21 protein-coding genes are annotated in these 25,328 nt (G+C 50.3%); 11 read left to right on the top strand and 10 right to left on the bottom strand.

Annotated features, from left to right (window positions below; genetic code table 11):
• Positions 1 to 157 precede the first annotated feature (157 nt).
• The 7 genes from BMW93_RS24425 to BMW93_RS24460 all read left to right on the top strand — a co-directional run bounded on the left by BMW93_RS24425 (position 158) and on the right by BMW93_RS24460 (position 12,994).
• On the top strand, positions 158 to 3,238 hold the full coding sequence (locus BMW93_RS24425) for a histidine kinase (protein WP_177194183.1): 3,081 nt from the start codon (positions 158 to 160) through the stop codon (positions 3,236 to 3,238).
• Between the two features lie 13 nt (positions 3,239 to 3,251).
• Positions 3,252 to 3,881, top strand: a complete 630-nt coding sequence (locus BMW93_RS24430) for a response regulator transcription factor (protein WP_090382512.1) — start codon at positions 3,252 to 3,254, stop codon at positions 3,879 to 3,881.
• Positions 3,882 to 4,054: 173 nt separating this feature from the next.
• Entirely contained in the window at positions 4,055 to 6,907 is a 2,853-nt protein-coding gene (locus tag BMW93_RS24435; protein WP_090382517.1) for a T9SS type A sorting domain-containing protein, read from the top strand.
• A gap of 4 nt (positions 6,908 to 6,911) precedes the next feature.
• Positions 6,912 to 9,494 (top strand): T9SS type A sorting domain-containing protein, encoded by a 2,583-nt coding sequence (locus BMW93_RS24440; protein WP_090382519.1) that lies wholly within the window; start codon positions 6,912 to 6,914, stop codon positions 9,492 to 9,494.
• Between the two features lie 445 nt (positions 9,495 to 9,939).
• A complete protein-coding gene (locus tag BMW93_RS24445; protein WP_090382520.1) occupies positions 9,940 to 10,650 on the top strand; it encodes a YqjF family protein in 711 nt (236 codons plus the stop codon).
• Between the two features lie 846 nt (positions 10,651 to 11,496).
• Positions 11,497 to 12,357 carry an AraC family transcriptional regulator gene (locus BMW93_RS24455; RefSeq protein WP_090382525.1) on the top strand — a complete coding sequence of 287 codons (861 nt, stop codon included), beginning with the start codon at positions 11,497 to 11,499 and terminating at the stop codon, positions 12,355 to 12,357.
• Positions 12,358 to 12,421: 64 nt separating this feature from the next.
• Entirely contained in the window at positions 12,422 to 12,994 is a 573-nt protein-coding gene (locus tag BMW93_RS24460) for a DUF417 family protein (protein ID WP_090382528.1), read from the top strand.
• Between the two features lie 75 nt (positions 12,995 to 13,069).
• Here BMW93_RS24460 and BMW93_RS24465 read toward each other — a convergent pair whose 3' ends face one another.
• The 5 genes from BMW93_RS24465 to BMW93_RS24485 form a co-directional block, all read right to left on the bottom strand.
• On the bottom strand, positions 13,070 to 13,621 hold the full coding sequence (locus BMW93_RS24465) for a dihydrofolate reductase family protein (RefSeq protein WP_090382530.1): 552 nt from the start codon (positions 13,619 to 13,621) through the stop codon (positions 13,070 to 13,072).
• Between the two features lie 120 nt (positions 13,622 to 13,741).
• The gene (locus tag BMW93_RS24470; RefSeq protein WP_090382532.1) at positions 13,742 to 14,656 is read right to left on the bottom strand and encodes an AraC family transcriptional regulator; all 915 of its coding nucleotides are present in this window, start codon (positions 14,654 to 14,656) and stop codon (positions 13,742 to 13,744) included.
• A 51-nt stretch (positions 14,657 to 14,707) separates the two neighbouring features.
• Positions 14,708 to 15,709 (bottom strand): aldo/keto reductase, encoded by a 1,002-nt coding sequence (locus tag BMW93_RS24475; RefSeq protein ID WP_090382535.1) that lies wholly within the window; start codon positions 15,707 to 15,709, stop codon positions 14,708 to 14,710.
• A gap of 98 nt (positions 15,710 to 15,807) precedes the next feature.
• Positions 15,808 to 16,599 (bottom strand): SDR family NAD(P)-dependent oxidoreductase, encoded by a 792-nt coding sequence (locus BMW93_RS24480; protein WP_090382538.1) that lies wholly within the window; start codon positions 16,597 to 16,599, stop codon positions 15,808 to 15,810.
• A gap of 56 nt (positions 16,600 to 16,655) precedes the next feature.
• Complete coding sequence (locus tag BMW93_RS24485) at positions 16,656 to 17,237, bottom strand: TetR/AcrR family transcriptional regulator (protein WP_090382540.1); 582 nt, start codon at positions 17,235 to 17,237, stop codon at positions 16,656 to 16,658.
• Positions 17,238 to 17,288: 51 nt separating this feature from the next.
• Here BMW93_RS24485 and BMW93_RS24490 point away from each other — a divergent pair, with 51 nt between their 5' ends.
• Positions 17,289 to 19,010 (top strand): M12 family metallopeptidase, encoded by a 1,722-nt coding sequence (locus tag BMW93_RS24490; protein WP_090382543.1) that lies wholly within the window; start codon positions 17,289 to 17,291, stop codon positions 19,008 to 19,010.
• Here the strand turns inward: BMW93_RS24490 and BMW93_RS24495 are convergent.
• Positions 19,007 to 19,234, bottom strand: coding sequence for a hypothetical protein (locus BMW93_RS24495; protein WP_090382545.1), 228 nt, complete (start codon positions 19,232 to 19,234; stop codon positions 19,007 to 19,009). The genes BMW93_RS24490 and BMW93_RS24495 overlap by 4 nt on opposite strands.
• A gap of 320 nt (positions 19,235 to 19,554) precedes the next feature.
• Here BMW93_RS24495 and BMW93_RS24500 point away from each other — a divergent pair, with 320 nt between their 5' ends.
• The 3 genes from BMW93_RS24500 to BMW93_RS24515 all read left to right on the top strand — a co-directional run bounded on the left by BMW93_RS24500 (position 19,555) and on the right by BMW93_RS24515 (position 23,028).
• Positions 19,555 to 19,977, top strand: coding sequence for a response regulator (locus tag BMW93_RS24500; RefSeq protein WP_090382548.1), 423 nt, complete (start codon positions 19,555 to 19,557; stop codon positions 19,975 to 19,977).
• A 16-nt stretch (positions 19,978 to 19,993) separates the two neighbouring features.
• A complete protein-coding gene (locus BMW93_RS24505) occupies positions 19,994 to 20,467 on the top strand; it encodes a response regulator (protein ID WP_177194184.1) in 474 nt (157 codons plus the stop codon).
• Between the two features lie 368 nt (positions 20,468 to 20,835).
• Complete coding sequence (locus BMW93_RS24515) at positions 20,836 to 23,028, top strand: catalase (RefSeq protein WP_090382554.1); 2,193 nt, start codon at positions 20,836 to 20,838, stop codon at positions 23,026 to 23,028.
• Positions 23,029 to 23,142: 114 nt separating this feature from the next.
• Here BMW93_RS24515 and BMW93_RS24520 read toward each other — a convergent pair whose 3' ends face one another.
• The 4 genes from BMW93_RS24520 to BMW93_RS24535 all read right to left on the bottom strand — a co-directional run bounded on the left by BMW93_RS24520 (position 23,143) and on the right by BMW93_RS24535 (position 25,120).
• A complete protein-coding gene (locus BMW93_RS24520; protein WP_090382556.1) occupies positions 23,143 to 23,616 on the bottom strand; it encodes an ankyrin repeat domain-containing protein in 474 nt (157 codons plus the stop codon).
• A 171-nt stretch (positions 23,617 to 23,787) separates the two neighbouring features.
• Complete coding sequence (locus BMW93_RS24525; protein WP_090382559.1) at positions 23,788 to 24,117, bottom strand: multidrug efflux SMR transporter; 330 nt, start codon at positions 24,115 to 24,117, stop codon at positions 23,788 to 23,790.
• Between the two features lie 74 nt (positions 24,118 to 24,191).
• Positions 24,192 to 24,755 carry a Crp/Fnr family transcriptional regulator gene (locus BMW93_RS24530; protein ID WP_090382560.1) on the bottom strand — a complete coding sequence of 188 codons (564 nt, stop codon included), beginning with the start codon at positions 24,753 to 24,755 and terminating at the stop codon, positions 24,192 to 24,194.
• A gap of 5 nt (positions 24,756 to 24,760) precedes the next feature.
• A complete protein-coding gene (locus tag BMW93_RS24535; RefSeq protein WP_090382563.1) occupies positions 24,761 to 25,120 on the bottom strand; it encodes a DUF4180 domain-containing protein in 360 nt (119 codons plus the stop codon).
• Positions 25,121 to 25,328 lie beyond the last annotated feature (208 nt).

The raw sequence follows: 25,328 nt of genomic DNA on the forward strand, positions 1-25,328 counted from the left end.
TTTACCGACAGGCATAACGGACTGGACCAACCGATTGTCCCGGCCCTGTCGATTCTCCGCAATGCTTTATTGCTTCTTTCGTACAGTAACTCCAGAGCCGATTCTGACACTCTTTTTTTACCTTGTACCTGCAAAATCACCTCAATGCCCCTATTCCATGAAAATATTCTCCGTTCCGGGTTTAGTTAGCTTGTTGAATGCATCCGGGAAAGCCGGTGATTTTTTTCGGAAGTTTATTTTCCTGGTGATAGTGGGTTTCTCTTCACTTTCTTATGTGTATGCCGCCGGGCCCAGGTTGCAAATAACGGACATATCTCTTCCCAGGCAGTTCAAGGACCGCAATATCAAACAGGCAGTTTACGACTCAAAGGGACTTCTCTGGTTTTTTACCAACAGGGATATATACCGTTTCGACGGAAATAATGTCATCGGGCTGGGCCCACAGTTCGGGATCCAGCCTTATACCATTAAATTCATTCACTGCGACGATCATGACCGCCTTTGGATAGGCACCCGGCAAACGCTCATCCGGCTGGACCTCAGAACCTGGAAGCACCATTCTTTCCTATTTCCTGCCGCTGCACATGATCCCGACAACGCGGGCGCTACCGGCTATATCATGCAGACCAACGCGGGACGTGTATTGGTAGCGGCAGGTTGGGGAAAGCTTTATGAGGTGAAAGCAGATAGCCTTCGGCTGGTATTTGACCTCAAAGACAACATTAACGAAGGGACAAGAAAAGGGGCGGTCAACTGGATTCATGAACAGGCCGACGGCGATCTCTGGCTCACTACCGGCTACGTGGCCCGCATCGTGCGGCTGCATTCCGAAAATAACAGATACGTGCTGAAAGAGATCGTCAGACAGGTCGACTTTATCGATAAGTCCATTCAGCATCCGGTTTATCACGGGTCTGGAAAAATCCTGTTTTTGACCGACCGGGGAGAATTGAAAATGCTGGACTGTAATTCAAAGGTTATAGCAAATGTAAGACTGCCCCGACCCGTTCGCTGCGCCTACCAAACACCGCTTTCCAGGCATCAGGTACTGATAACCACCATTGAAAATGAGCTGTTTATATACGATTTCAATAACAACCACATTACGGCGGCCGGCCCTCAAAGCGTTATCGCCGGAAAGCGCATTCCCGAACACAACAATTACAATCTCAGCCAGCTTATCGTATACGAGTCCGGTCAGGAAAGGGGAATTTTCCGCGTCGCTTTGGCTCCGGACAAGCCTGGAATAGAGGCTGTTGATCTGACCAGGGGAAACAGCATAAGGTCCATTTACAAACACCCGAACGGAGATGTATTCCTTGGGACCTATTCAGAGGGTTTTCTCAAAATCGATGGAAGCACCGGCGCCAAAAAGCAGCTGACCAATTTGCTTTTCGTCTATAAAATAGTCCCGTGGTCGGCAGACAGTCTTCTGCTAGGCATTGAAGGCGGTGGTTTGTATTGGTACGACATCCCCAAGGGAATCTTTTCGCAGGCTATGACCAAATATGGGCAGCTTTACGAAAAATACGTCACCTCCATTGTTCGCACAGGTGATCTGGCATGGGTGGGATGTTACCAAGGCTTTTACCTGGCCGATCTCAAAAAGGGACAAATCATCGAAAGCAATGGCGGCAATGCCGAATTTGCCGCCCGGCAGGTTCACGTTTCAGCTTTATACATACAGGATGGCTTTCTCTGGGTATGTACGGCAGATGGGCTTTTTGTTTTTAAATATAGTAAGGATGGAGTCGGAAAAATCGTCTACCGCAGCGACGACCAAACCAGCTGTCCCTCGCTGACTTTCGTAGGAGACCGGGTTTACGCAGCTACCATCGGCAAGGGGCTCGTCGTGCTCGACCGGCGCAGTTTTAAAAGGGTCGCGTGGATCGATGAAACGAAAAACCTGGCCGGCAGCCTGGTCTATTCCATCAGCTTTCGGAAGAATGTGCTGCTGGCAGGTACGAACAACGGGCTCAGCCGCATCGACCTGCAAACGGGGCTGATCCGAAACTACAAAGAAAGCGACGGCTTGCCCTCCAACGAATTCAATACCGGCGCCTCTTTCTTGTCCGGCGATACGCTCCTGTTGGGAACCGTAAGCGGCGTTGTGGTGATACCAATCGACAAGCTTCTGGCATCCGGCCCCAAAGCAGCGGGGGCCCTTTATGTGACCCAATTGCTTACTCAGACAAAAGACAATGACCGTAAAGCCGACTTGACACTCCCCTATCATTCAGGAACTGAAATCGTGATTCCCGCTGACGTGATCTCTTTCACGGTTCACCTGGGCGGGGACATCAGCGGAACCGCCGATGAAACGCCCTATTTTTTCAGGCTCGATAAAGACATGGCGTGGAGCAGGCTGGGAAACAACAAGGAAATCTCACTCGTAAGGCCGCAGCCCGGATCTTACCGGCTCGAAGTAGGCACAGCCGCGCCCAACGGAAAGGTCAACGCGATCGTGACGGCGGAAATGATCAGGATTAAGCCACAATTTTCAGAAACAGTATGGTTTAAGATATTGCTAATCACTGCCGCCCTGGCTTTGGGAATGGCCGTATTCCGGTACCTGGAAAGGCAAAGGGAAAAAGAAAGAGGCCTGCGGCTCAAAATTGCGGAAGACCTTCACGACGAGGTAGGCGGATTGATTTCTGGCCTTGCCCTTCAAGCTGATTTTCTCCAATATGCGGACGAAAGCCAGCGAAAGGAATACCTCCGCAAAATTATAGAGACAGGCCGCTTGGCTGTTAAAAGCATGCACGACGTGGTGTGGAGCATCGATCCGCGGAACGACAATGCCAAGACATTAACCGATCGCATGAAAGATTATGCCGAATTTGCCCTGAAACCGATTGGGATACAATACGAGTTTGAAAGTAAGGGAATCACTGAGCTCACTTTCCTTTCCCAGCAGGTTCGACAGAATATTTGGCTCATCTATAAAGAAGCGATCACGAACGTTTGTAAACATTCGCAAGCCGAACAAGCGCAGATTACCCTCGATTTCTATGATTCGCAATGGCGAATGTGCATTACGGACAATGGAAAAGGGCTCGGTGATGTTTCCAGCCAGGGAAATGGCCTCAAAAACATGCAGAACAGGGCACACAAAATTCGTGCAGAGTTAAAAGTAGAATCCGGAACATGGGGGGGCGTCGCGGTCACATTGGCAAAGAAGCAAAGCAGTACGGAACTACCTGTATGGGTGGGAAAACAAACCCAGAACCCTGCTTAATTTTACAGCTACGATGAACAGACTAGCTATTATTGAAGACACAGCGGGCATTCGGCAAGTGCTGGCCGACTTTTTTGCGGTGCAACCGGATTTCGAACTCGTACTATCCGCCGCGTCGTTCGAAGAATTCGTGGACCGCTGGAATCCCGCGCAACGCCTTGACCTGCTGCTATGCGACATTGGCCTGCCCGGCAGATCGGGGATCGAAGCCGTATGGCACATCAAGGAAAGCAGCCCGCAGACGCAGGTGATGATGTTTACCGTGTTTGAGGACCAGGACAAAATATTCCAGTCACTTTGTGCGGGGGCAACCGGTTATATGCTCAAAAGCTCCCAATTGAGTGAGCTACGGGCCGGGCTCAGGGAAATGCTGGCCGGAGGCGCCGCCATTTCCCCGAAAATAGCCATGGAAGTGATCCGGTTTTTCAACCGGCCCCAGCAAAAGCAGCCGGACGCCAAATTGACCGTCCGCGAAATCGAGATATTATCCTTGCTGCAAAGCGGCTCGTCCAACAAAGACATTGGCGATAAGCTGTTTATATCGGTGGAAACCGTCAAGTACCACATCAAGAACATCTACATCAAGCTCCAAATATCGAGCCGCAGCGAACTTTTGCTGCGTTTCAGAAATCCGCTGGGATAGTTCACCCCCATTTGGCAAAGTAACCCTGTAAAATCAATCAAACGTATAGACAACTACCCGGATGGGTAGGAAATGCTTTGCGCATAGCAATTTCCTTTGCGGGGTACATTGCCTGTGGTTGAAACGCATTTTCTCAAATCAAAAAACAACACTTGAAAAAACACTACTGCTATATGTTTGAGCTCAAAACACTGGTTCTATGGGTTAGTTTCGCCCTTTGCCTGCCGGCTGGCATTGCGCATGCGACTGTCTACAATGTGACCAATACTGCCGACGGCACTGGTCTCGACCAATTGAGAGGTGCGCTTGTGGATGCAGGTAATACACCTGGCACACATACCGTCAACGTCATTGCCGGAACTTACTACATAGACCCGCTAGCCATCGAAATTGGGACGGCCAGCGGGGTTGACATTACCATTAATGCTGCCGGTCCAGGGAATACAATCATTGATGCCCGCAACCTAGGTCGCGGCTTTGTCATAAATCCGAACGCCGATCAAACGAATGTCAAGGTTGCTTTTAACGGGATGACCTTTCAAAACTGTATATCAGGCACCGCGCTCGGTGGCGGTGCCGTTCTGGCGCGCAACGGGCGTGGAAATGCGATCAGCTTCGATAACTGTTGGTTTTTTAATAATAAGGCAACTAATGACAAGGAGCGACCTGATGGAGGTGCAATCTTCTGCTTCGATGTATCCCTTTCTGTCACAAACTGTACGTTTACGGGTAACACCGCTTACGTCGGCAACGGAGGAGCCATAGGCGTGAGACTTAACATGGCATCTAACAGGATTAACTCCGGGCAAATTAATATTGCCAACTCCCTATTTTCTCACAACAAGGCAACTAATGCCCACATTGGAGCTATTTCAATAATTGCTATTGGCGGTCCGGGCACTTTTTCTACTTCTATTACCGGATGTACATTTATCGCCAATTCCGCCGACCAAGGGTTGATCGGAGCGATTGGTTGGACGAGTTGGATCAATGGATCTAAGCTCAACATCAATTACAATCGTTTCCTCAGTAACACTGCACGAGATCGTGGTGCCGTAGAAATAGTGCTACTGCAGCAGGCTGGCCCTCCTGGCTCTCCAATAACCTTCCCAACATCCGATTTGCTCAATGCCAAAAACAATTGGTGGGGTTGCAATGCGGGTGCGGTGGGATGTAATGGTGATGACTATGGTACATCTCCGAACGGTTTCGCCGAGGTTTTCACCCCCCATTTGCAATTAAAGACTACCCTCAACACGCAAAGCATTTGCTACCCCGGCACCAATTCGGTTCAAGCCTCTACGGGTTTTACGTCCAACTCCGCCAACGAGCTGATCGACCCGTCCAATCTGGGTGCGTTGATCGGCCGCCCGGTGAGTATCTCAGCCAGTCCAGGCGGTATGGGAATTATTTCCGGGGTATCGAAGATTCAGGCAAACGGCATGGCCACCGCGAACTTCATTTCCAACGGAACACCCGGCGTAGTGGAATTTTCTTCGAACTCGGATAATTCCTCCAATAAGGCACCGCTAACCATCAACACGCCAGGTAGCTGGCTCGGCACTACCAGTAACGACTGGTACCTGCCCGCCAACTGGTGCGGCGGGGCCATTCCTACCGCCAGCACGAATGTTAACATCCCGGCAGGTACACCCAATTCGCCGGTTATCAAAATATCCCAATCCGAGGCTTTGGCCAAAAATCTCACGATAGCGCCGAATGCAAGCCTCAGTTTGGATGCCAACTCAACACTTGATGTAAAAGGGGATTTCACCAACAACGGTTCGTTCAACGCAGGTGCCGACGGCGCATACACCTTGTTTTCGGGCACTGGTACTCAAACCATTCCAGGAGGTACATATTCGATCCTGGGCATTAGTGGCGGTAATAAAACGCTTACTGCCGATGCCACACTGAGTCACTACTTTGTATTTTTGAGTAATACAAAAATGATATTGGGCAACAACACCTTTACGGTTGCCAGTCCGTCACCATTCAACGATTTCAATTCGGAGCGGTACTTCATCACCAATGGTACCGGAGGTCTCAAAAAGAAGAATCTAGGCGCCTCAGGATTCACTTTCCCGATCGGGTCGGCGACGAGTTACATGCCGGTCGTGCTTTCCAACACGGGCGCTCCCGACCATTTTACAGCACGCGTGGGCGAAGGGGTTTATACATCCTATTTAAACAATGTACCACAAGGCAGCCCGGTTGCCCTGAAAGCGGTCAACAGCACCTGGTACATCAGCGAAGACGTGCCGGGAGGATCAAACGTGGGAATGTCCCTGTACTGGAACCCGACCGACGAACTTCCCTCATTTGATCGAAGCGACTGTTACGTTTCACATTATCAAAACGGCAGCTGGAAACCGACCACGGGTGGCGTTGCGTCGGGCGGCAATCCGTTTTTCGCGAGCCGCTCCGGCATTACCAGCTTCTCCCCTTTCGCAGTCACCAACCCCGATTCCCCGTTACCTGTCACACTAGCACGCTTCGACGCCGTGAAGGAGGGCTCCACCGCCCTTCTGAGCTGGTCGACCACTGAGGAAACCAATAGCGAACGTTTCGAAGTAGAACATAGCCTTAATGGAAAAATCTGGCAGAAAATCGGTACGGTCAGGGCAAAAGGAGAAAGCAAAGTATGGGCAGACTACCATTTTACGGACGAGCAGCCGGTAGCATCGCAGGAAAATCTTTACCGCTTGAAGATAATCGATCGCGGAGCGACAGGCCCCGGTGCGTTTACATATAGCCGTATTAAAAGCCTGAAATTTGACAGCGATGACAGTCCCGTCGTGTTCCCTAATCCGGTCAATGACAAGCTATTCGTACACGATTACACCCATGTTTCAAGCCTGCGCATTATCGATGTAAATGGAAAGGTAGTCTACCAATCCGGCACGATGAAAACCGATGCAGTCAACGTCGAAAAACTTACGGCAGGGGTACACCTGGTGGAGATCGGGTGGCTTGATGGAAGAAAGTCGGTAAGGAAAATTGTGATCAATATCAACCAACCCTAACCTCATGTACAAACTTCTACTTCCGTTATTTTTCGTATGCTCGGTAAGTTCCACATTATTTGCCCAGAAAACCTGGACAGGAGGATCTAGCAGCAGTTGGATGGACGATGACAACTGGGAACCTTACGGCATCCCGGCTTACGATGACGAAATCACTATACTCGCGAACAGGCCCAACAGTCCGGTAGTACCGACCGGTTCGGAAATTGAGTTCCACACCATTAAAGTCAAGCCAGGCGCTTCATTAACGGTGGAGGCCGGCGCTACCATGACCTCTACCGCTTCGCAGAATCATACGCTGGAGATTCTGGGAACATTTACCAACCACGGTACCGTAACGATCACCAATAACGAAGTTGGCCCGGTCGAATACGCCGCGATCGAGATAAATGGTGGCGGTGTCCTTCGCAACGATGGAACCCTGACTGAAACCGGCACTATATCGATGGGCATTTTTGTAGTTGCGGGTAAAGTATACAATGAATCGGGAGGATTTATTTCAGTTAATAACAACATTGGATTACTCCTCTTCTCCGAGGGTTTGCTAAAGAATTACAGCGGCGCCGAAATCCGGATCAAGGGAACAGCGGGTAGTCTGGGAAGTTTAGGCGACGTTACTAACTCGGGCAAGTTTACATGTGAAGGCAATATGGAAATCGGAGACGGGATGGTGAGCAACGCCCCGTGTGGCACTTTTCATGTAAATGGCTCTGTTATAATTGACAATACGTCCAATAGAGGCATGGGCAATGAAGGCGTGGTTATCATCACCGATACGCTGAAATTGAAAAAGGGACAGTATGGAAACCTGGGCATTACAAAATACAAAGGCATATACGTAAATGACCAAAGTGCCTTCGTAAACTTGTTTAACGATGCACAAATGACAGGTTCCGCTGTGGTCGCCGACGACCCCGAGCTCTTGATTACAGGATATGGATCGGCGAGTGGGATGGAAGTTTTAGGCATTTTCATCGATCCGGCCGGAACACAGTCGGCTGGTTACTACAATGGTACTTATTTTTCGGGTGACCCCTCCTTGCCCGAGGGAAGCCAGACACTTTACATTCAAATGGTCATAAATCATGCGAGCTGCGTTTATACGGTGCCGTTTACGTACGTTAAGCCGGCACCGGCCGGCACCTGGCTAGGCATGCACGATTCCGACTGGAGCAATCCGATAAACTGGATGTATAACAAGGTGCCGGATGCGACGACGAACGTCAATATTCCCGCCGGCACTCCAAACAATCCGGTCATCAGTTCCGACCATGCCACAGCCAATGATTTAACGATAGCAGCAGGTGCTAGTCTGACCCTCACGGAAGGTGCAGTATTAGTCATCATGGGCAACGGGACGAACAACGGGACTTTTGATGCAGGTGCTGCATTCGTTGCATTCACAAGCACCAGCCCGCAGACGATCCTGGGCGGGCAGTATGCGGTCCTCTCTGTTGCCGGAGATTCCAGGAAACAGCTCAGTGGCGATGCAACGGTAAATAGCAGAATATTGCTTAACGAAGCTACTAAGATTGCCCTGGGCGACAACGATATCACATTGGCTGACAATGCCCTGATTGAAGGCGCTAGCGCAGAAAGCTATCTGATCACGGATGGTACCGGCGGCCTTAAAAAGCAAAAAGTAGGTTTGGAGGAATTTACCTTTCCGGTAGGCTCTGAAACCAGTTACACGCCGTTGATCATGACCAACTTTGGCATTGTCGACAATTTTACGGCGCGCGCCAACATTGGTACGTACACATCCTTTTTGAATAACATTCCGCAAGGCAGCCCCATTAGCAGCATGGCCGTAAATAAAACTTGGTATGTGAGCGAAGATGTGCCGGGCGGATCAAATGTGACGATGACGTTGTTTTGGAATGCCACCGATGAACTACCCAATTTTGACCGTAACGAATGCTTTATTACTCATTACCAAAACAATCAATGGGACGAGATGATGGCTTTGCCGGCTTTTGGTACTGGCCCTTATACCAAAAAAAGAGTGGGCATAACCAGTTTCTCACCCTTCGCGGTTGCCAATCCGAACAGCCCGCTCCCCGTCGCACTCGCCCGTTTCGATGCGGTACGGGAAGGAAATGCGGCGCTGCTAACCTGGTCGACCAATTCTGAGATAAACAGCGACCATTTCGAAGTGCAGCGCAGTGGCAATGCCAAGGACTGGGAAAGTATCGGGTCTGTCGCGGCAGCCCGGGAGAGCCAGGTGCTGACGGATTATCACTTTGTGGATTTACATCCATTGGTTTTACAAGAAAGTTTCTACCGCTTACGGATGGTCGATACCGACGGCACATTCGCTTATAGCCGGATCAGGAATTTGTCCTTTTCAGGTTCCGGCAAAAGCCTAGCATATCCGAATCCGGCTACTGAAAAGCTGTTCGTGCAGGATTTCTCGCAAGTTTCAAGTGCCTGCATCACCGACATGAGCGGAAAAGTAGTCTATCGGACCAGCAAGGTGAGCGATGCCGGGATACAGGTCGACAACTTGCCGGCAGGATTGTATTTGATGGAAATTTCCTGGGCAAATGGCCTGAGGGCTGTTCAGAAAGTTTTAATCGACCGGTAGTCAGGTCAAGAGACTTTCTCAGAAGGTGACCGTCTTTCCCCATTTTCCTGGTTGAGTGAGCATAAACACACAATGATCTCATTTTAAAATACTTAACACCGATATCAACTTCAAATCATCAAGCATCCGGTTCGACATTCGTTCCGTTGCGGGTACAAAAGCCCTTCAACGCAAGTTGAGGGGCTGTTTGTGTTTAGGGGTATTCAAAAATGCCATTTTTAAATATTTGAAGGCTGATTTGGGGTTCGACAACCGTTGTTGAGACCAAGCGGGATTTGAACCAGGATCGTGCCTCGCATCTGAACTATCCTGTCCAAGACACATTTCGACGGGGTTCAGAGATCAACAAAGAACGTTTTGATTTCGATCTTGCTGTTAGAACTAAATGCTATCTTTGGCGTATCGAACTGCCAGGCATTTTAACCATATACTTTCTAGTTTTGGCATGAATCCAACTTTTCTTGACGCGGCATGGCGCAAGCTTATTTTAGCTAACTATGCAGTCGATCCCGCCTTGCTGGCACCCCATCTACCTCATGGAACAACATTGGACTTGTATAAGGACACTTGCTATCTAAGCCTGGTGGGCTTCATGTTTCAGGACACGAGGGTGAAGGGCTGGAAGATACCCTTCCATATTAATTTTGAAGAAGTTAATCTGCGCTTTTATGTACTACGAGAACATGAAAAGACCAAAAGAAGAGGTGTTGTGTTCTTAAAAGAGATTGTACCGCGCCATGCACTTAGCCTGGTGGCCAGGGTGGTATATAGCGAACCCTATGTTACAATGCCCATGAGCCACACCTGGTTGAATAACGGGCGAGAATGGACCGTGGCTTACCGGTGGGGCAAAGGATTGCGTAACTGTCTTCAAGTTATCACGGACAATACGCCTACCGATATAGCCGCTGGAAGCGAAGAGGAGTTTATTACCGAACATTATTGGGGCTACACCCGCATCAATGCTTACAAAACAGCAGAATACGAGGTAACCCATCCACGATGGCAAGTTTACGATACCAAAGATTACCTTATAGATGTGGATTTTGCCGGCGTCTACGGCGCAAAGTTCGACTTCTTAAAAACAGAGAAACCTTTGTCGGTATTCCTGGCGGAAGGTTCTGCAATACAGGTAAAAAAAGGGATAACCATTTAGTATTATTTCTATTTTAATGTTCCCTTCAATGGCGTTGCATGGAAATAAGGTGCTACATGGACAATGCGCTCGCTTTCCGAAACACTGGCTACCATATGTTTGAATAAACCTGAAAGTATAACGTTAGGATCAGCGGTGGCGAAGAAGAGTTTGCGATTTATTTAACCACAAGGTAATGAAGGAATCGATCAGCAGAAAAGTATTTATTCCCGTGGGGATACTTCTCAGTTTGGGTGTACTATTGAGCTTCATTTTGTGGTTAAAACTGACTCTAACGAACCAGATCAATTTTGAGACCGCCAGGCAGTTGTATTTATCAAATTATCCGCCGTTTATAAGAAATGCCCGTGTTCTAACTAGGTTGCACATTATTTTTAACGTATTGGCAATCACCTGCTTACTACGGGCTCCACTTTCTTCACCTAAACTCGTTGTACTGGTTAGATTTTTCGTTATGCTCAATGTTGTGATGATGATATGGCAGATATTCAGCTTAATGTAGGATCCAGGACATCTTTTCGATCAAATCATCTCGTGGAACTTCTAAATTGCCAATAAATTCATCTGCATGAGTTAAATATCATTTACTTAAATCGCATACTTTTCGCAAATCATCCAATAGCCGGTCGGCGCAGGCGCTTCTTTACCGTAACAACTTTGGGTAGCAGGGCTTTGTTTGAATTTCCGGACATGTGCCAACGGCTATGGCTTAGCAAACCGATCAACATTGCCGATCACGAACTTCCTGGCCTGACCCTTGCAATAGAAAGCCTCCCGGTAACAAGCTGGGAGGCTTTTTGGTTATTAAATTTGCACAATCAAATTACCAGTACTGCAACCACCCACATGGAGGAAACATTTTCAAAGGACGGACAATATTTGCTCCGGTTAAAGAAATTAACCACTGATCTGCTGGGCACCCCGGCGCAATTTTCGGAATACACCATTCTTTTTATTGCGGCAGGGGAAGGCGTTTATCATGCCGATTTCGGAAGTTTCCATTATGTTGGTCCTACCCTGCTGTTTTCAACGCCTCTGCAAGTGATCCACGTGCAGCAAAGCATGCGCAGCGATGTGACTATGCTCCAATTTCACGGCGATTTCTATTGTATCGAATACCACCGCACCGAAGTAGCTTGTAATGGATTGCTGTTCAACAATATTTACATACAACCTTCGGTACCGCTCACCGGTAGGGATATTATGTTGTATTCCAATCTGATGAATGACATCGAGGAGGAATGCAACCAGCCTACCCCTTCGGAAATTGTGTTACGGGCCTATTTACAATTGCTTCTTGCCAAATCGAGCAGTATCAAAATGAAGCTGATTGAAATCGACAACGGGCCGAAGGAGAAAGATGAACAGATGGAGCAGTTCAGGCAGCTTTTGGACCAGCATTACCTGGATTTACATAAACCTAATGACTACGCGCGGCTGCTGGCTATGTCGCCCAATAACTTTTCCAAACGTTGCAGCCGGTATTTCCGGAAAACGCCGTCGCAGCTCATTCAGGAACGGCTGGTGCTCGAAGCCAAAAAACTGCTTCACCTCACCAGGCAAAGCATCAAAGAAATTGCCTATGCTTTAAAGTTCAAGGACGAATACTATTTCAGCCGTTTTTTCAAGAAAATAACCAAGGTTTCCCCGCAGGCTTTTCGTTCCAAAACGGGAATATCCATCGTGGCAGATTTGTCCAAGTCATAGCCTTTTTCGTCCATGGCCGACGGGAATCGGGTGATGTAATTTTGAACCACAAATCAAATACATCATGAAGACTTCGATCATTAACAGCATCGCCAATCTTGACCAACTCGGAAAAAAACTGGTCAGGTTCGGCATCGTGGTAGTCTTTCTCTGGATAGGAGGACTCAAATTCTTCACTTACGAGGCCGACGGCATCGTGCCGTTCGTGGCCAACAGCCCGTTTATGTCTTTTTTCTATCACCATCCGCAGGATTACAAAGGCCATATCAACAAAGAGGGCGAGCTCATCGCCGCCAATCACCAGTGGCATATCAACAACAATACCTACGGTTTCTCTTATGGCCTGGGAGCATTCCTGGTGGCGGCCGCAGTGCTGGTGGCATTGTACAAGGTAGCGCCGGTGCCCAGTATGGCAGCGAGTATGCTGATCTTCATCATGACGCTGGGTACCCTGTCATTTCTGATCACCACACCCGAAAGCTGGGTGCCTCCCCTCGGCGACGCGCAATGGGGCTTCCCGTACCTGTCCGGGCTAGGGCGGCTGGTGATCAAGGACCTGGTCATCCTGGGCGGTGCGATCATCACCTTGAGCGAAACGGCCCGGTATTACCTGGATAGCCGGAAAGGGAAAAACTGAATTTTTGCATATCATACAAAAGGCCCACGGTAACGCGGGCCTTTTGTGCATTCATTAATGCGGGCTCTGCAAAAGCTATTTTTTGACCGGCTCATAGTAAAGCGTCACGTTCCCGCTATCGAACGTTTTCGTCTTCATCAGTTTCAACATGGTCCAGTCGTTCAGATTTTCGAACATCGCCAGACCTTCTCCGGCAATCACGGGGTGGATCGTGAGCTGGAATTCGTCTATTAAACCCAATTTCAGCATTTGGACAATCAGGCTACGACTTCCCACCAGGATGTCCCCGCCGTCCTGCTGCGTGAGCGCGCGAACTTCTTCCTCGAGACCGCCCCTGGCTACCCGGGCGCTTTTCCAATCGACATCGTTCAAAGTGCGTGAAAAGACAATTTTAGGAATCGCGTCCATCACGACCGCGAATTCATCCATGGCCTTCTCGCCCGATGGGTTTGCTACAAAAGGCCTCCAATATTCCATCAAATGGTAGGTTATCCGCCCATACAGAATGGCATCCGCGTTGCGCAACAGGTCGGTATAATGCTGGTGCAGCTCCTCGTCCGCAATCCCTTTGGTGTGATCGCAAACGCCGTCCAACGTCATATTCATTCCGGCTATTATTTTTCTCATGTGATTTCGTAACTGGTGAACGTCTTTTAACCGGCACTAAATTAGACAGATACGATAGCTGAGCGGATTGTCATTCAGGACAAAAAGAGGGGGGATTAACGACATGATGCGGCTTAGCGTTCAAGCCAACGACTTCCTGTAACCCAAAGGCGTCAAGTCTGTCTTGCTCTTGAACAACCGGCTGAACGATTGCGGGAACTCGAAACCGAGCTGGAAACCGATTTCACTCACAGTCAGACTGGTTTGGGTAAGAAGTTCTTTGGCCTTTTCGATCACATAGCGATGAATGTGCTGCTGCGCATTCTGGCCTGTCAGGTTTTTGAGGAGATCGCTGAGGTAGTTGTCCGAAAAGTTGAGTGCGCCTGCCAGGTACGACACCGTCGGCAGCCCATCCAGAACGGGGCGGTCCGTATTAAAATAGTCGGATAATACTTTTTCAAAGCGTATCAGCACATCGCTGCTGACGGGCTTCCTGGTAATGAATTGCCGGCCGTAAAACCGATGCGCGTAGCTGAGCAACAGTTCAATGTGGGCAACGATGACGTCTTCGGAATAAGCATCGATCCGCGCGCTGATTTCGTCGCGAAGCATTTTCATCAAAGAAATTACCAGGCTTTCCTCATGTTCGGAGAGATGCAGCGCCTCGTTGACAGCATAGTCGAAAAAACCATAGTCTTTCATTCGCTGTCCGAGCGGGTGCTTTCGGATGAAATCAGGATGGAACACGACGCACCAGCCGCTGGGTTTGTGGTCGTCCGTAATGTTGCCCGTAACTTGTCCCGGCGCCGTGCAAAACATAATGCCTTCATCGAAATCGTAAAAGCCCTGTCCGTAACGTACTTTGCCGGTCACATTCCTTTTCAGCGAAACGCAGTACATATCCAGCACCAGCGTCTGCATACGCGTATCCGCATTCGCGTGGTCCATCTCTTCGAAATTGAAAACACTCACCAACGGGTGCACCGGCTTCGGCAATGCCAGTATCCGGTGCTGCTCGGAGATCGAATGGACGATATAGGGTGCCTGTTTTTTCATAGGTTAAATATAATGCATGCAGGCAGAACACGCGCCCCGCCTGCATTGCCGCTACCGGTCTATCGCCTGCATTCCGGCCTGGTCATACCGGTCGCCGGTTTCGGTTCCGAGCGGAATCACAGCTTCCAGGCGCGCCAAATCGTCGGCGCCGAGCCGGATTTCCGTCGCGGCGATATTCTCTTCCAGGTATTTACGGCGCTTGGTTCCCGGGATTGGCACCACGCCTTTTGCGATAACCCAGGCCAATGCAAGCTGCGACGACGTCACCTGCTTTTCATTCGCTATGGTCTGTATTTCAGCCAGCAGTTCCAGGTTTTTATAAAATTGTTCTCCCTGAAAACGCGGTATCGATCGCCTGAAATCATCCTGGGCCAGATCGTCCGGACTTTTCAGCTCGCCGCTGATAAACCCGCGGCCCAGCGGCGAGTACGCGACAAAGCCAATGCCCAGTTCTTCCAGCGTTTGCAAAATGCCCGCTTCCTCCGCACTCCGTTCAAAAAGCGAATACTCGGTCTGAACAGCGGTGATCGGATGGATGGCGTGCGCCCGTCTGATCGTCTCGGCCGATACTTCCGACAGGCCAATGTAGCGCACTTTCCCTTCTTTCACGAGTTCCGACATCGCTTCCACCGTTTCTTCAACCGGCGTTTTGGGATCGAGGCGGTGCAGGTAATACAGGTCGATATAGTCCGTACCCAAATTGTGCAGGGATCGCTCCGCCGCTTTTTTGACATAAGCCTTATCCGCCCTGAACTTCCAGGTTATCTGATCATTATCATCGATCTCCCACCCGAATTTCGTAGCAAGAAGGTAATTGTCGCGTCGCCCTTTCGTCGCTTTCGCAATCAATTGTTCGTTGATCAACGGCCCGTACAAATCCGCCGTGTCCAGAAAGTTGCCGCCCAGTTCCAGCGAGCGGTGAATGGTAGCAATGGCCTCCGCTTCATCGGCTTTTCCATAAATATCCATGTGAGCCATGCCGGTCATTCCCATACAGCCGAGCCCGAGCGACGGCACCACCAACCCCTGGCTTCCTAATTTTACAAGTTTCATTTTTTGGTATTTTTGTGTTTGTTTGAACCAATGCAAAACTAGGTAAGGCCTCACGCGCAGGATTAACCATTTCCCGGAGGTTTGTATCCGAAACCCGGTCAGAGCACTTGAAGCACGCCCCCGTCGGCACGGAGCGACGAGCCATTGGTCGCCACGGCCAGCGGACTGCACAGGTAGGCGACCAGTCCCGCGATTTCTTCGGGCCGGATAAATCGCTGCAAAAGGGATTGCGGGTTGGTACTGCCCAGAATTGCGGCTTTCATTTGTTCCACATCCATGCCCTGCGCACCGGCAATCGCTTCGACGGTACCGGCCACACCGTCGGAATAGGTAGGCCCGCCCAGGATGCTGTTGACCGTCACTTCGGTCCCTTTGGTCAATTTGGAGAGCCCGTTGGCTAACGAAAGCATCGCTGTTTTGGTGACACCGTAATGGATCATATCGGCCGGAACATTCACCCCGGATTCACTGCTGATAAACACTACCCTGCCCCATTTCCTTTCCAGCATTCCCGGTAATATCGCCTTCGAAAGGCGCGCCCCGCTCATGACATTCACCTGGAACACGCGCAGCCAATCGGCCTCGTCGATCTCTGAGAATGGTTTCAATTCGAAAATTCCCACATTATTAATGAGGATATCGACTTCCGGCAGGCTGGCAATCAGCCTTGCCACGTCTTCGGGTTTAGAGAAATCAGCGGCAATACCCGTTACATTACCGGCGGGATCGGTTTCCAAAAGCCGCTTTACGGCCCCCGTCGTTTTTTCTTCGCTTCGACCGTTTACAATTACATTCGCGCCCTCTTCCAGCAGTTGCCGGGCGATTGCAAAGCCGATTCCCTGCGTCGAGCCGCTGATGAAAGCGGTCTTTTGTTTCAGTTTTAAGTCCATTGAATTTGATATAATTATTTTTGTATTGATCATTACAAAAATGGCGCTAAAAAAGGTTAGCTAATGACCGACAACTGCATTTCGATCAGTTCACGCAAACTTGTTCTGTCGGGGTGAATGCGCCTGGTCACGTTCATTCCGTTCCAGACCGTTACCAGGTAGCGACCGAGCAGTTCCGGCGCGGTTGGGTTCGCAATTGTCCCGGCTAGTTGCTCCTTTCGGATCGCGTCGGCAAACATTTGTTCCACCTCCTCCAAAATCGCCGCCGCCTCCGCTTCCAGTTCCGCATCCAGGAACGTCATCTCCGTAACCGCATTCGCGATAATGCACCCGCGCATGTGCGTGTCGTGATCCGCATCCGCGATGCTTCGGAAAAAGTCCTTGATTTCTTTCACAGGCGATTCAGATCGGTCGAGTTGGGCTTTGAATTCCCGGAATGCCTCCCGGCGCTGCCCGATAGCTTTGCTGAAAAGCTCCTTTTTACCTCCTTTGAAGGTATTATAAAAGCTACCGCTGCCCATATCGGTCGCTTTGAGCAGGTCATCGAGGGAGGTGGCACCAAAGCCTTTTTCCCAGAATACCCGCTGCGCTTTGAGTAGTACCTGCTTGTGGTCGATGGATGACGGTCTGCCACGCATAGTGTTTTATTTTTGTATTGATCAATACAAAAATAGGGTACGCATTTTAGAATGGCAAATCCGTTCAGCGATTTTCCCACGTCGTTCATCGACTATGCCCGCCTGCTCCCCGCTTCCCGGTTTAGTTTTGATCATCCGAATGCACCAGCATTCGACCAGAGCGAAATCATTAAAATTACATCGATCATGAAAGCAAAGAGTCTATTAGTCAGAACAGGCATACTGCTGTTTGCCGCATTTCAAATTACCTCCTGCCGGGAAATGACGCCTGAAAACGGCGTGACAGCTGCCCCTGAGTCGGGTATCGGCCGCTCCGCAGCGGAGTTAGCCTACCCGGGCGAAACCGGCGTCCATCGAAAAGGCACATTCCGCGGACACGAGATTACCTACTCCGAAATCGACGGCAAAGCGGTATTTGAAGGGGATATTATCCTTACGCCCGAACAACTGGGCCAGGGTAATGCCCGTACCCAAGCCCTCATCAAGCTTTCTTCGCTCTGGCGGAATGGCAGGGTGCCCTACACGATCGACCCATCCATTACCAATAAAACGCCTGTTCTGGAAGCCATTGCAGAGCTGGAAGCTACCACGCCGGTGCGGTTTGTGGAGCGTCGCGGACAAATTCCCGGACTACCGAACTACCCGGTTGTACGATCCAGTTTCGTGACTTTCAAAAGGGCGAAAGGCTATTCTTCATCGATTGGTCAGGTGGGTGGCGAGCAGTTTATCACGCTACCTGTGGATGCGACAAAAGGAGGTGTACTGCACGAAATCGGTCACACGATCGGGCTGTCGCACGAGCATACCCGGCCGGACCGGAATGTTTACATTAAAATCAATTCGGCCAACATGAACGAAGCCGACCTGCCCAATGTGGGCAAAGTGCCTGACAATGGCTACGACCCGCATGCATATGGGCTCTTCGATTTCGGTTCCATCATGATGCTCGATTCGTGGGCCTATTCCAAAAACGGCTTGCCCGTGATGACCACCGTCGACGGCAAAACCTTCACCGTACAACGCGACCATCTTTCGACCAACGACGTCAATGGCATTATCAACATGTATGCGAATGTCTTCGTCGGGAAGCCGGACGACATTTACCTCGCCGACTCGACCACCGGAAAAATGGCGAAATATTCGGGACACTTCCCGGGCGCCAAGAAAATGCTTTTTACCCCCGAACGACTGTACATTACCGACGGATCGACGCTCTTCCAGGCGGACACGAAGACAGCCAGAGGATACGGCGTCCTGATGACCACCCCGGGCATCAAGGCAATGGCCTACGCCAACGATTTTTTATATTTTCTCCAAGACGGCTATCTCTGCAAAATAGACATCCCCTACAACGCTGGCAAAACCACGATGCCAGGCCAGTACTGGCTCCCGGCCACTGCTATGACCTATTCCTACGGATTCCTCTTCATCGTGAGTGGCGATATTCTGTTCCGCGTATCGCTCAATGGCCAGAACTTCGTATCCATGGGCGCAGGTTATAAAGGCGTCACCGAAATAGCGCAACTGAATGATAAGGTGTACCTCATCAAACCGGACGGCAAGCTCTACAAAATCAACACCATGACCGGCGCAGCCACGGTACACACCGCCAACATCTTCGCCGCGGGCGCACAACTGGCTTCCAATGGCAGGAGCCTGCTCGTTACCAGCGGCAATACGCTATATAGTGTACCGGAAAACGGTGTTACGAAAGCGGTTTCGAACGGATGGTCCGGAGTTACGGAGCTGGCCGTGAACGAGTTTGAAGATTAAACCCCTATACCGTAATTACTCAAAATCCATTTCAAAGTCTTATCCCGCTCTTTCTCGGTATCAAACTGCCAGCGGCCTACTTCGGTTAGGCCTTCCTGGTTTCCCTGGGCTGGTACGGATTCGAAGACGATCTCATAACGGATACCGTTTTCTTTCTTGATACTATCGATGTTTTCGAGATTGATCGCACGATCTTGTTTCTCGGTGTGAATGAAGGTCGGCATAGTCGGATTGGATTGAGCAGTGTTAGTTTTTCACAACATAGCTCAATCCAATCCGGCATCCAAACAAATCTCATCAAAGGCAATTTATCAGGGATGAACCGTTCAAATCCATGATGGTATTTTAAAAAACCGGGGAGTAACCATCGCCCTTTTCGCGAGCGCTGCCGCGAAAAATACACACATTCCCATGCGATCACTGGCAGGCTGCGCACGCCCGGGTTTTTGACCTGCTGGCGGCAAGAATTGTGTCATCTTCGGCCGTGGCATGATTTGTTTGCTTTATCAGTTTTGAAATACTGCATTATGCCTGACCTGATTGCATGAAGACTATTTATCTGGCCGATGACGACGAAGACGATCGCATGCTGATCCGCGCCTCTGTGGAACAGGTCATCAGTCCCGTGCGGATCGTTGAACTGGAGTCGGGGGAAGAGCTTGTCAGGCTGGTTGTCGATCAGGGTGTGACGGACGACCCGGTAATGATCATCATGGATATGAATATGCCGCGGCTGAGTGGCCTGGAAACGCTCAACATCCTGAAAACGAACAATGCTACCTGCCATATCCCGGTTGTAATACTCTCGACAATCTCGAATCGCTCGCTCGTGCGCGACGCGTATGCACGCGGGGTCAATGCATTTCTGGAAAAGCCTGTGCACGAAGCTGATTTCTTAAAACTGGCCCAGGCTGTGGACACCTGTTTCCTGAATGCCAGCTACACCCGTGATGCTAAACGATTTTAATTCGGAAGATCAATCCATGAGCAAAAAAGAAATCTACCTGGTAGAAGATTCGAGCGACTGCCGCCAGCTCGTAAGAGGCATTTTTACCAAATTTTTGGCTGATTACCACGTCAGGTTCTTTCAAGGTGCTCAGGAACTCTACCAGTACATGGTCTTGCAATCGGCCGAGCAGTTCAAAGGACGGCGGCCTGCGCTCATTATCATCGATCTACAACTGCCGAATATCAATGGGCTGGAACTGTTGAAACTGATTCGCCAGACGCCTTCAAATACTGAAACTGCGTGGAAAACGATCCCGGTCGTAATCCTGAGCGGCAGCGCCAACCAGCAGGATATCAACCGTTGCTACCAGGCCGGCGCGAATTCTTTTTTCATCAAGCCTGTGGAATTCGAGGAATGGCAGGCCATGCTCAACACGATGTGCCGCTATTGGATCGACTATAACCGCCTGGCCATGACGGAAATTCCCAACGAAATCCCAGCACAGTGACGCAATGCCGTATCAATCCCGTACTTCTACCACCAGGCCATGTCCTCGTCGCGGCTTCCCATTCCGGGGACTTAGGTACCCGTGTATTTCTGTTTGGTAATGTGAACCCGATACACATACCATTGGCCGGATGCGCGGTGAAGTACTTTAAAGTGTCCCCAAAAACCCCCAGGGACGCCGTCGATTGCAACTTTCGTTGAAAAAACCAAGGTTTCCGAGGCGTGTGACATCGCGTCATTATGGTGGTTGATGCGGCCGCGGAATATCACCGATCTCTTGAAAGGGTGCGTCAGCAACTGGCATACCAAGGCTGAAATATGCTGGAACACGTTTTGCTGGAAGCCTCCGATTTAAAACCATCAACAACTATGGCCAAAAGAAAAGCGCAGCAGAATCCGGCGGTTGACCAGCCGGAAAACGACAAGACCAGAAGCCTTGCCGAGCACATGGAAAATTCCACCGGCGAGTTCATGAATACCAACACGGGCGTCCGCGTCAACGACGACCAGAATTCGCTCAAAGCAGGTGACCGGGGTGCTTCCCTGCTTGAAGATTTTATTCTCCGCGAAAAAATAACGCATTTCGATCACGAGCGTATACCCGAACGCGTCGTACATGCACGCGGCTCGGGCGCGCACGGGGTTTTCAAGCTTTACGAACCACTCGGACAATATACCAAAGCGCAATTTCTCACTGATACCTCCGTCGAAACGCCGGTTTTTGTCCGGTTTTCAACTGTTGCCGGGTCGAGGGGCTCAACCGACCTCGCCCGCGACGTGCGGGGGTTTGCCGTCAAATTTTATACGCAGGAGGGGAATTTCGACCTGGTCGGAAATAATATGCCGGTGTTCTTCATCCAGGACGCCATCAAGTTCCCCGACCTGGTGCACGCCGTGAAGCCGGAGCCCGACAACGAGATCCCGCAAGCCGCCTCGGCGCACGACACATTCTGGGATTTTATTTCCGTGATGCCCGAGTCTGCGCATATGGTCATGTGGCTGATGAGCGACCGCGCTATTCCGCGTAGTTACCGGATGATGGAGGGCTTTGGCGTCCACACGTTCAGGCTGGTGAATGCGGAGGGCGTGAGCCATTTTGTCAAATTCCATTGGAAACCTCTGCTCGGTGTGCATTCGGTGGCATGGGACGAGGCTCAGAATATTTCAGGTAAAGACCCGGATTTCCACCGCCGTGATCTTTGGGACGCGATTGAAAGCGGCAGCTTCCCCGAATGGGAACTCGGTTTGCAGATTGTACCGGAAGCCGACGAGTTCAAATTTGAATTCGACCTGCTTGACCCGACAAAAATCATCCCCGAGGAACTGGTACCGGTGACCAGAGTGGGGAAATTGACTTTGAACCGCAACCCGGAAAACTTCTTCGCCGAAACGGAGCAATCGGCCTTCCATATCGGCCACGTGGTACCGGGTATCGATTTTACCAACGACCCGTTGCTGCAAGGCAGGTTGTTTTCCTACACCGACACTCAGCTGATCCGCCTCGGCGGCCCGAATTTCCAGGAAATTCCGATCAACAGGCCCATTGTACCGGTTCACAACAACCAGCGCGACGGCTTTATGCGCCAGACCATCAACCGCGGCAAAATCAGCTACGGACCCAACTCGCTGGGCGATAATTACCCATTGCAGGCGAAGGCATCGGAGGGTGGATTTACGTCTTATCCCGAGCGGATTGACGCACGGAAAATACGGGCGAGGAGCAAAAGTTTCCTGGACCATTTCAGCCAGGCAAAACTGTTTTTCAATAGCCAGTCTGATCCGGAAAAGAACCATATGATCGATGCATTCAGCTTCGAACTTGGCAAAGTACAGTCCGTTGAAGTGCGTCGCAGAATGCTGGGAATATTGTCGATGATCGATAATGGGCTGGCCGCTTCGGTGGCATTTGCGCTCCGACTTTCGGTACCGGAAGATCCCGAACTGCCGATGAACCGCAGCATTCCTGCCGACGCCGATCCGGCCGACTATGATCCGCTTGTCGTTGAAAGTTCCCTGACTGCCTCAACCGCATTGAGTATGGCCAATAGCCCGAAAGACAGCATCAAAACCCGGAAAGTCGCATTTCTGGCCGCCGATGGCGTAGATGGCAATTCTTTGAATACGGTAAAAGCGTCATTGGAGGCCGAAGGTGCCATTGTGGAAGTGATCGCTCCCAGGTCGAACTATATTTTATCCGCAACCGATGAAGAAATTCCTGTGCAGCACAGCCTCCTGACAGCCGCCTCCGTGCTTTACGACGCGGTATACGTGCCAGGCGGCACCATTAGTGCAGCCACCATCGAGGCGGATGCCGATGCCGTCCATTTCCTCAATGAGGCGTTCAAGCATTGCAAAGCCATTGCAGCGGATGCAAGCGCAATGCAGGCGATCGAGGCGACCTATTTTGCCAGGAAATTACCAGCGGATTTCTCGGATGAATCGGTACTGCTCGATGGCATTGTCATCAGCGACGATCCAGCGAAATTAGCGAAGCAATTCATTGCCGCCATTGCCCAGCACAGGTTCTGGGAAAGAGAAAAGCCAAGAAAAATCCCGGCGTAATAAAATCATCTAAAAATCATCTCATAAAAAATCTCACAGCATAGCAATCCCTTGCCGTCGACTTAAGTCGACGGAAATGGGATTGTTTGTTGTGAGATTTTTATGTTCTAAATTTCAAGCCAATAGTGAAATTGCTTCTTCATTGCCCTGCTGCATGGCCAGATCAAAAGCAGATTGGCCTCTTGTGTCCAGAATCTTTGTATCGGCGCCGCTTTCGAGAAGCAGTTTTACCACGTCATTGCGGCCGAACATCGTCGCGAACATCAGTGCCGTTCCCCCATTGCCATGCTGGCTGTCGAGATTGGCGCCATGCCGTATGAGCAGCGACGCTATTTCCGGCAGACCTTTGAATGCAGCCCCCATTAGTGCGGTATTGCCGCCATAGTCGCCCGCATCCACCTCCGCACCCGATTCGAGCAGCAATTCGGCGGCTTCGGAGCGGTTGTTATAGCAGGCGATCAGCAGGGGCGTATAGCCCTTTTCATCCCTCCCATCTACATCGACACCCCGGTTGAGCAGTTCACGGATTACTTCCAGGTTCCCCACCCTTGCCGCGTGTATCAATACATTCGTGTAGTCTTCCATCATTCACTGGGTTTGGTTTTCATGAAGATTGCTTTCCATTTAAAATCCATACCAGCAGGGAAGCCACTCGCTTGATGCTCCTTGGGGAAAATTGATTTAAAAGATCGTTCAGCTTTACGAAAATAGCTGGTGCCTTCATTCCGGCAGGAGAAAATAGCTTGCCCCCGAAATTACCTAATGCTGTGAAACCACTTTCAGTCCCGCGATGGAGAGGATCAATGTGGTGATGAAGAATATCCGCCAGAAGCTGACGGGGTCTTTAAACACCAATATTCCCACTAACACGGTTCCCACCGCGCCGATGCCCGTCCACACCGCATAGGCCGTGCCGATCGGCAACGTTTGGGTCGCTTTGAGCAGCAACGCCATGCTGACCACCAGTGAGATGATAAATCCGGTAAACCATAAATACATTTCGGTTCCGCTTGTTTCACGAACTTTTCCTAAACAAGAGGCGAATCCAACCTCGAACAGGCCGGCGACAATCAAAATAATCCAGTTCATAACACTTCGTTTTTTTGATACAAAGGTCCTGCGCCGGATCCGTAAAAAATTTTACAAATGATAAATAAGAAGCGTTACCTGATTTCCGCGCGAATGCGGCTCAGGCTTACCTGCGTAATGCCCAGGAAGGAAGCGATGTGGCACAATTGCACGCGTTGGAGCAGATCGGGGGTGGCGGACATTAAATCGAGGTACCGCTCCTGGGCCGTTTTGAACTGCATGGAAATGAGCCGTTCCTCCGTTTTGATCAGCTCCTGTCCGATCAGTCGGCGGCCCCAGTTGGCAATGTGAATGTCGTTGATAAAAAGCGTTTCCAGGTCCTGCGCTTTCATCTGGTACAAGTCGCAGGGTTCCAACGTTTCGATGTGTTCGTAGCCCGGCTGGCCCGAAACATAACTTTTCATCGAAAGCACCACGTCCCCTTCCTTTCCGAACCAAAACGTAACATCCCCGCGATCCGCATCGGAATAGGCACGGACAATGCCGCTCCGGATGAAATAGAGCATTTTCTCCACCCTACCCGACCGGACCAGCATATGGCCTTTCGGATATTGCACTCGGGAAATTTGCGCTTTCAGCGCCTCTTTTGAATGAGACGGCAAAGGGTGAAAATGGTCGAGAATTTCGTCTATTTCCATTTAAATCAGTTTGACAGTCGTCCGACGGCTTCTTCCACGGAAGGTACGAAAGCGATCTGCCTTCCTTTGTTGCTTTCGAAAATAAAGTCGCGCAGGCTCTTGCTGTCGTAACGCGCAAAATCGCCGATAATGGCCAGGCGGACGCGGTAAGTGGTGAATTTCTGCAAAACTTCACCCGCAATTCCCGTCTTCAGATCGAAGAATTCAGGCGTGATATTCCGCTCGTGCAGGATTACCTCGCCGTAGCCCTGATAGTAAAGATCGACCATCAGTTGCAGGCCGTCGGCCGGGGTATGGATGAGAACCTGGTCCGAGGTCACTTCCGCAATCGCAGTTTCGTTTTGTTGATGGACTTGAATATTCATGAAAAACAGATGTGAATTTGATTTTTGGCGACCGCTAAATTAGTTAAAAAGTACGCTGCCAGGCATCTGCCCGGTTTGAACTTTTTCTACATTTCAAAATATTTATTCTAACCTAGTTTTTACATTTTAAGAATAAAAAACGCAACAACGGTTACTAGATATACACTTCCGCATACGGATTCTCCTGGCCGCGATAGCGATGTTTAGT

The organism is Dyadobacter sp. SG02, from assembly GCF_900109045.1.
In the GTDB taxonomy this organism is placed as follows: domain Bacteria; phylum Bacteroidota; class Bacteroidia; order Cytophagales; family Spirosomataceae; genus Dyadobacter.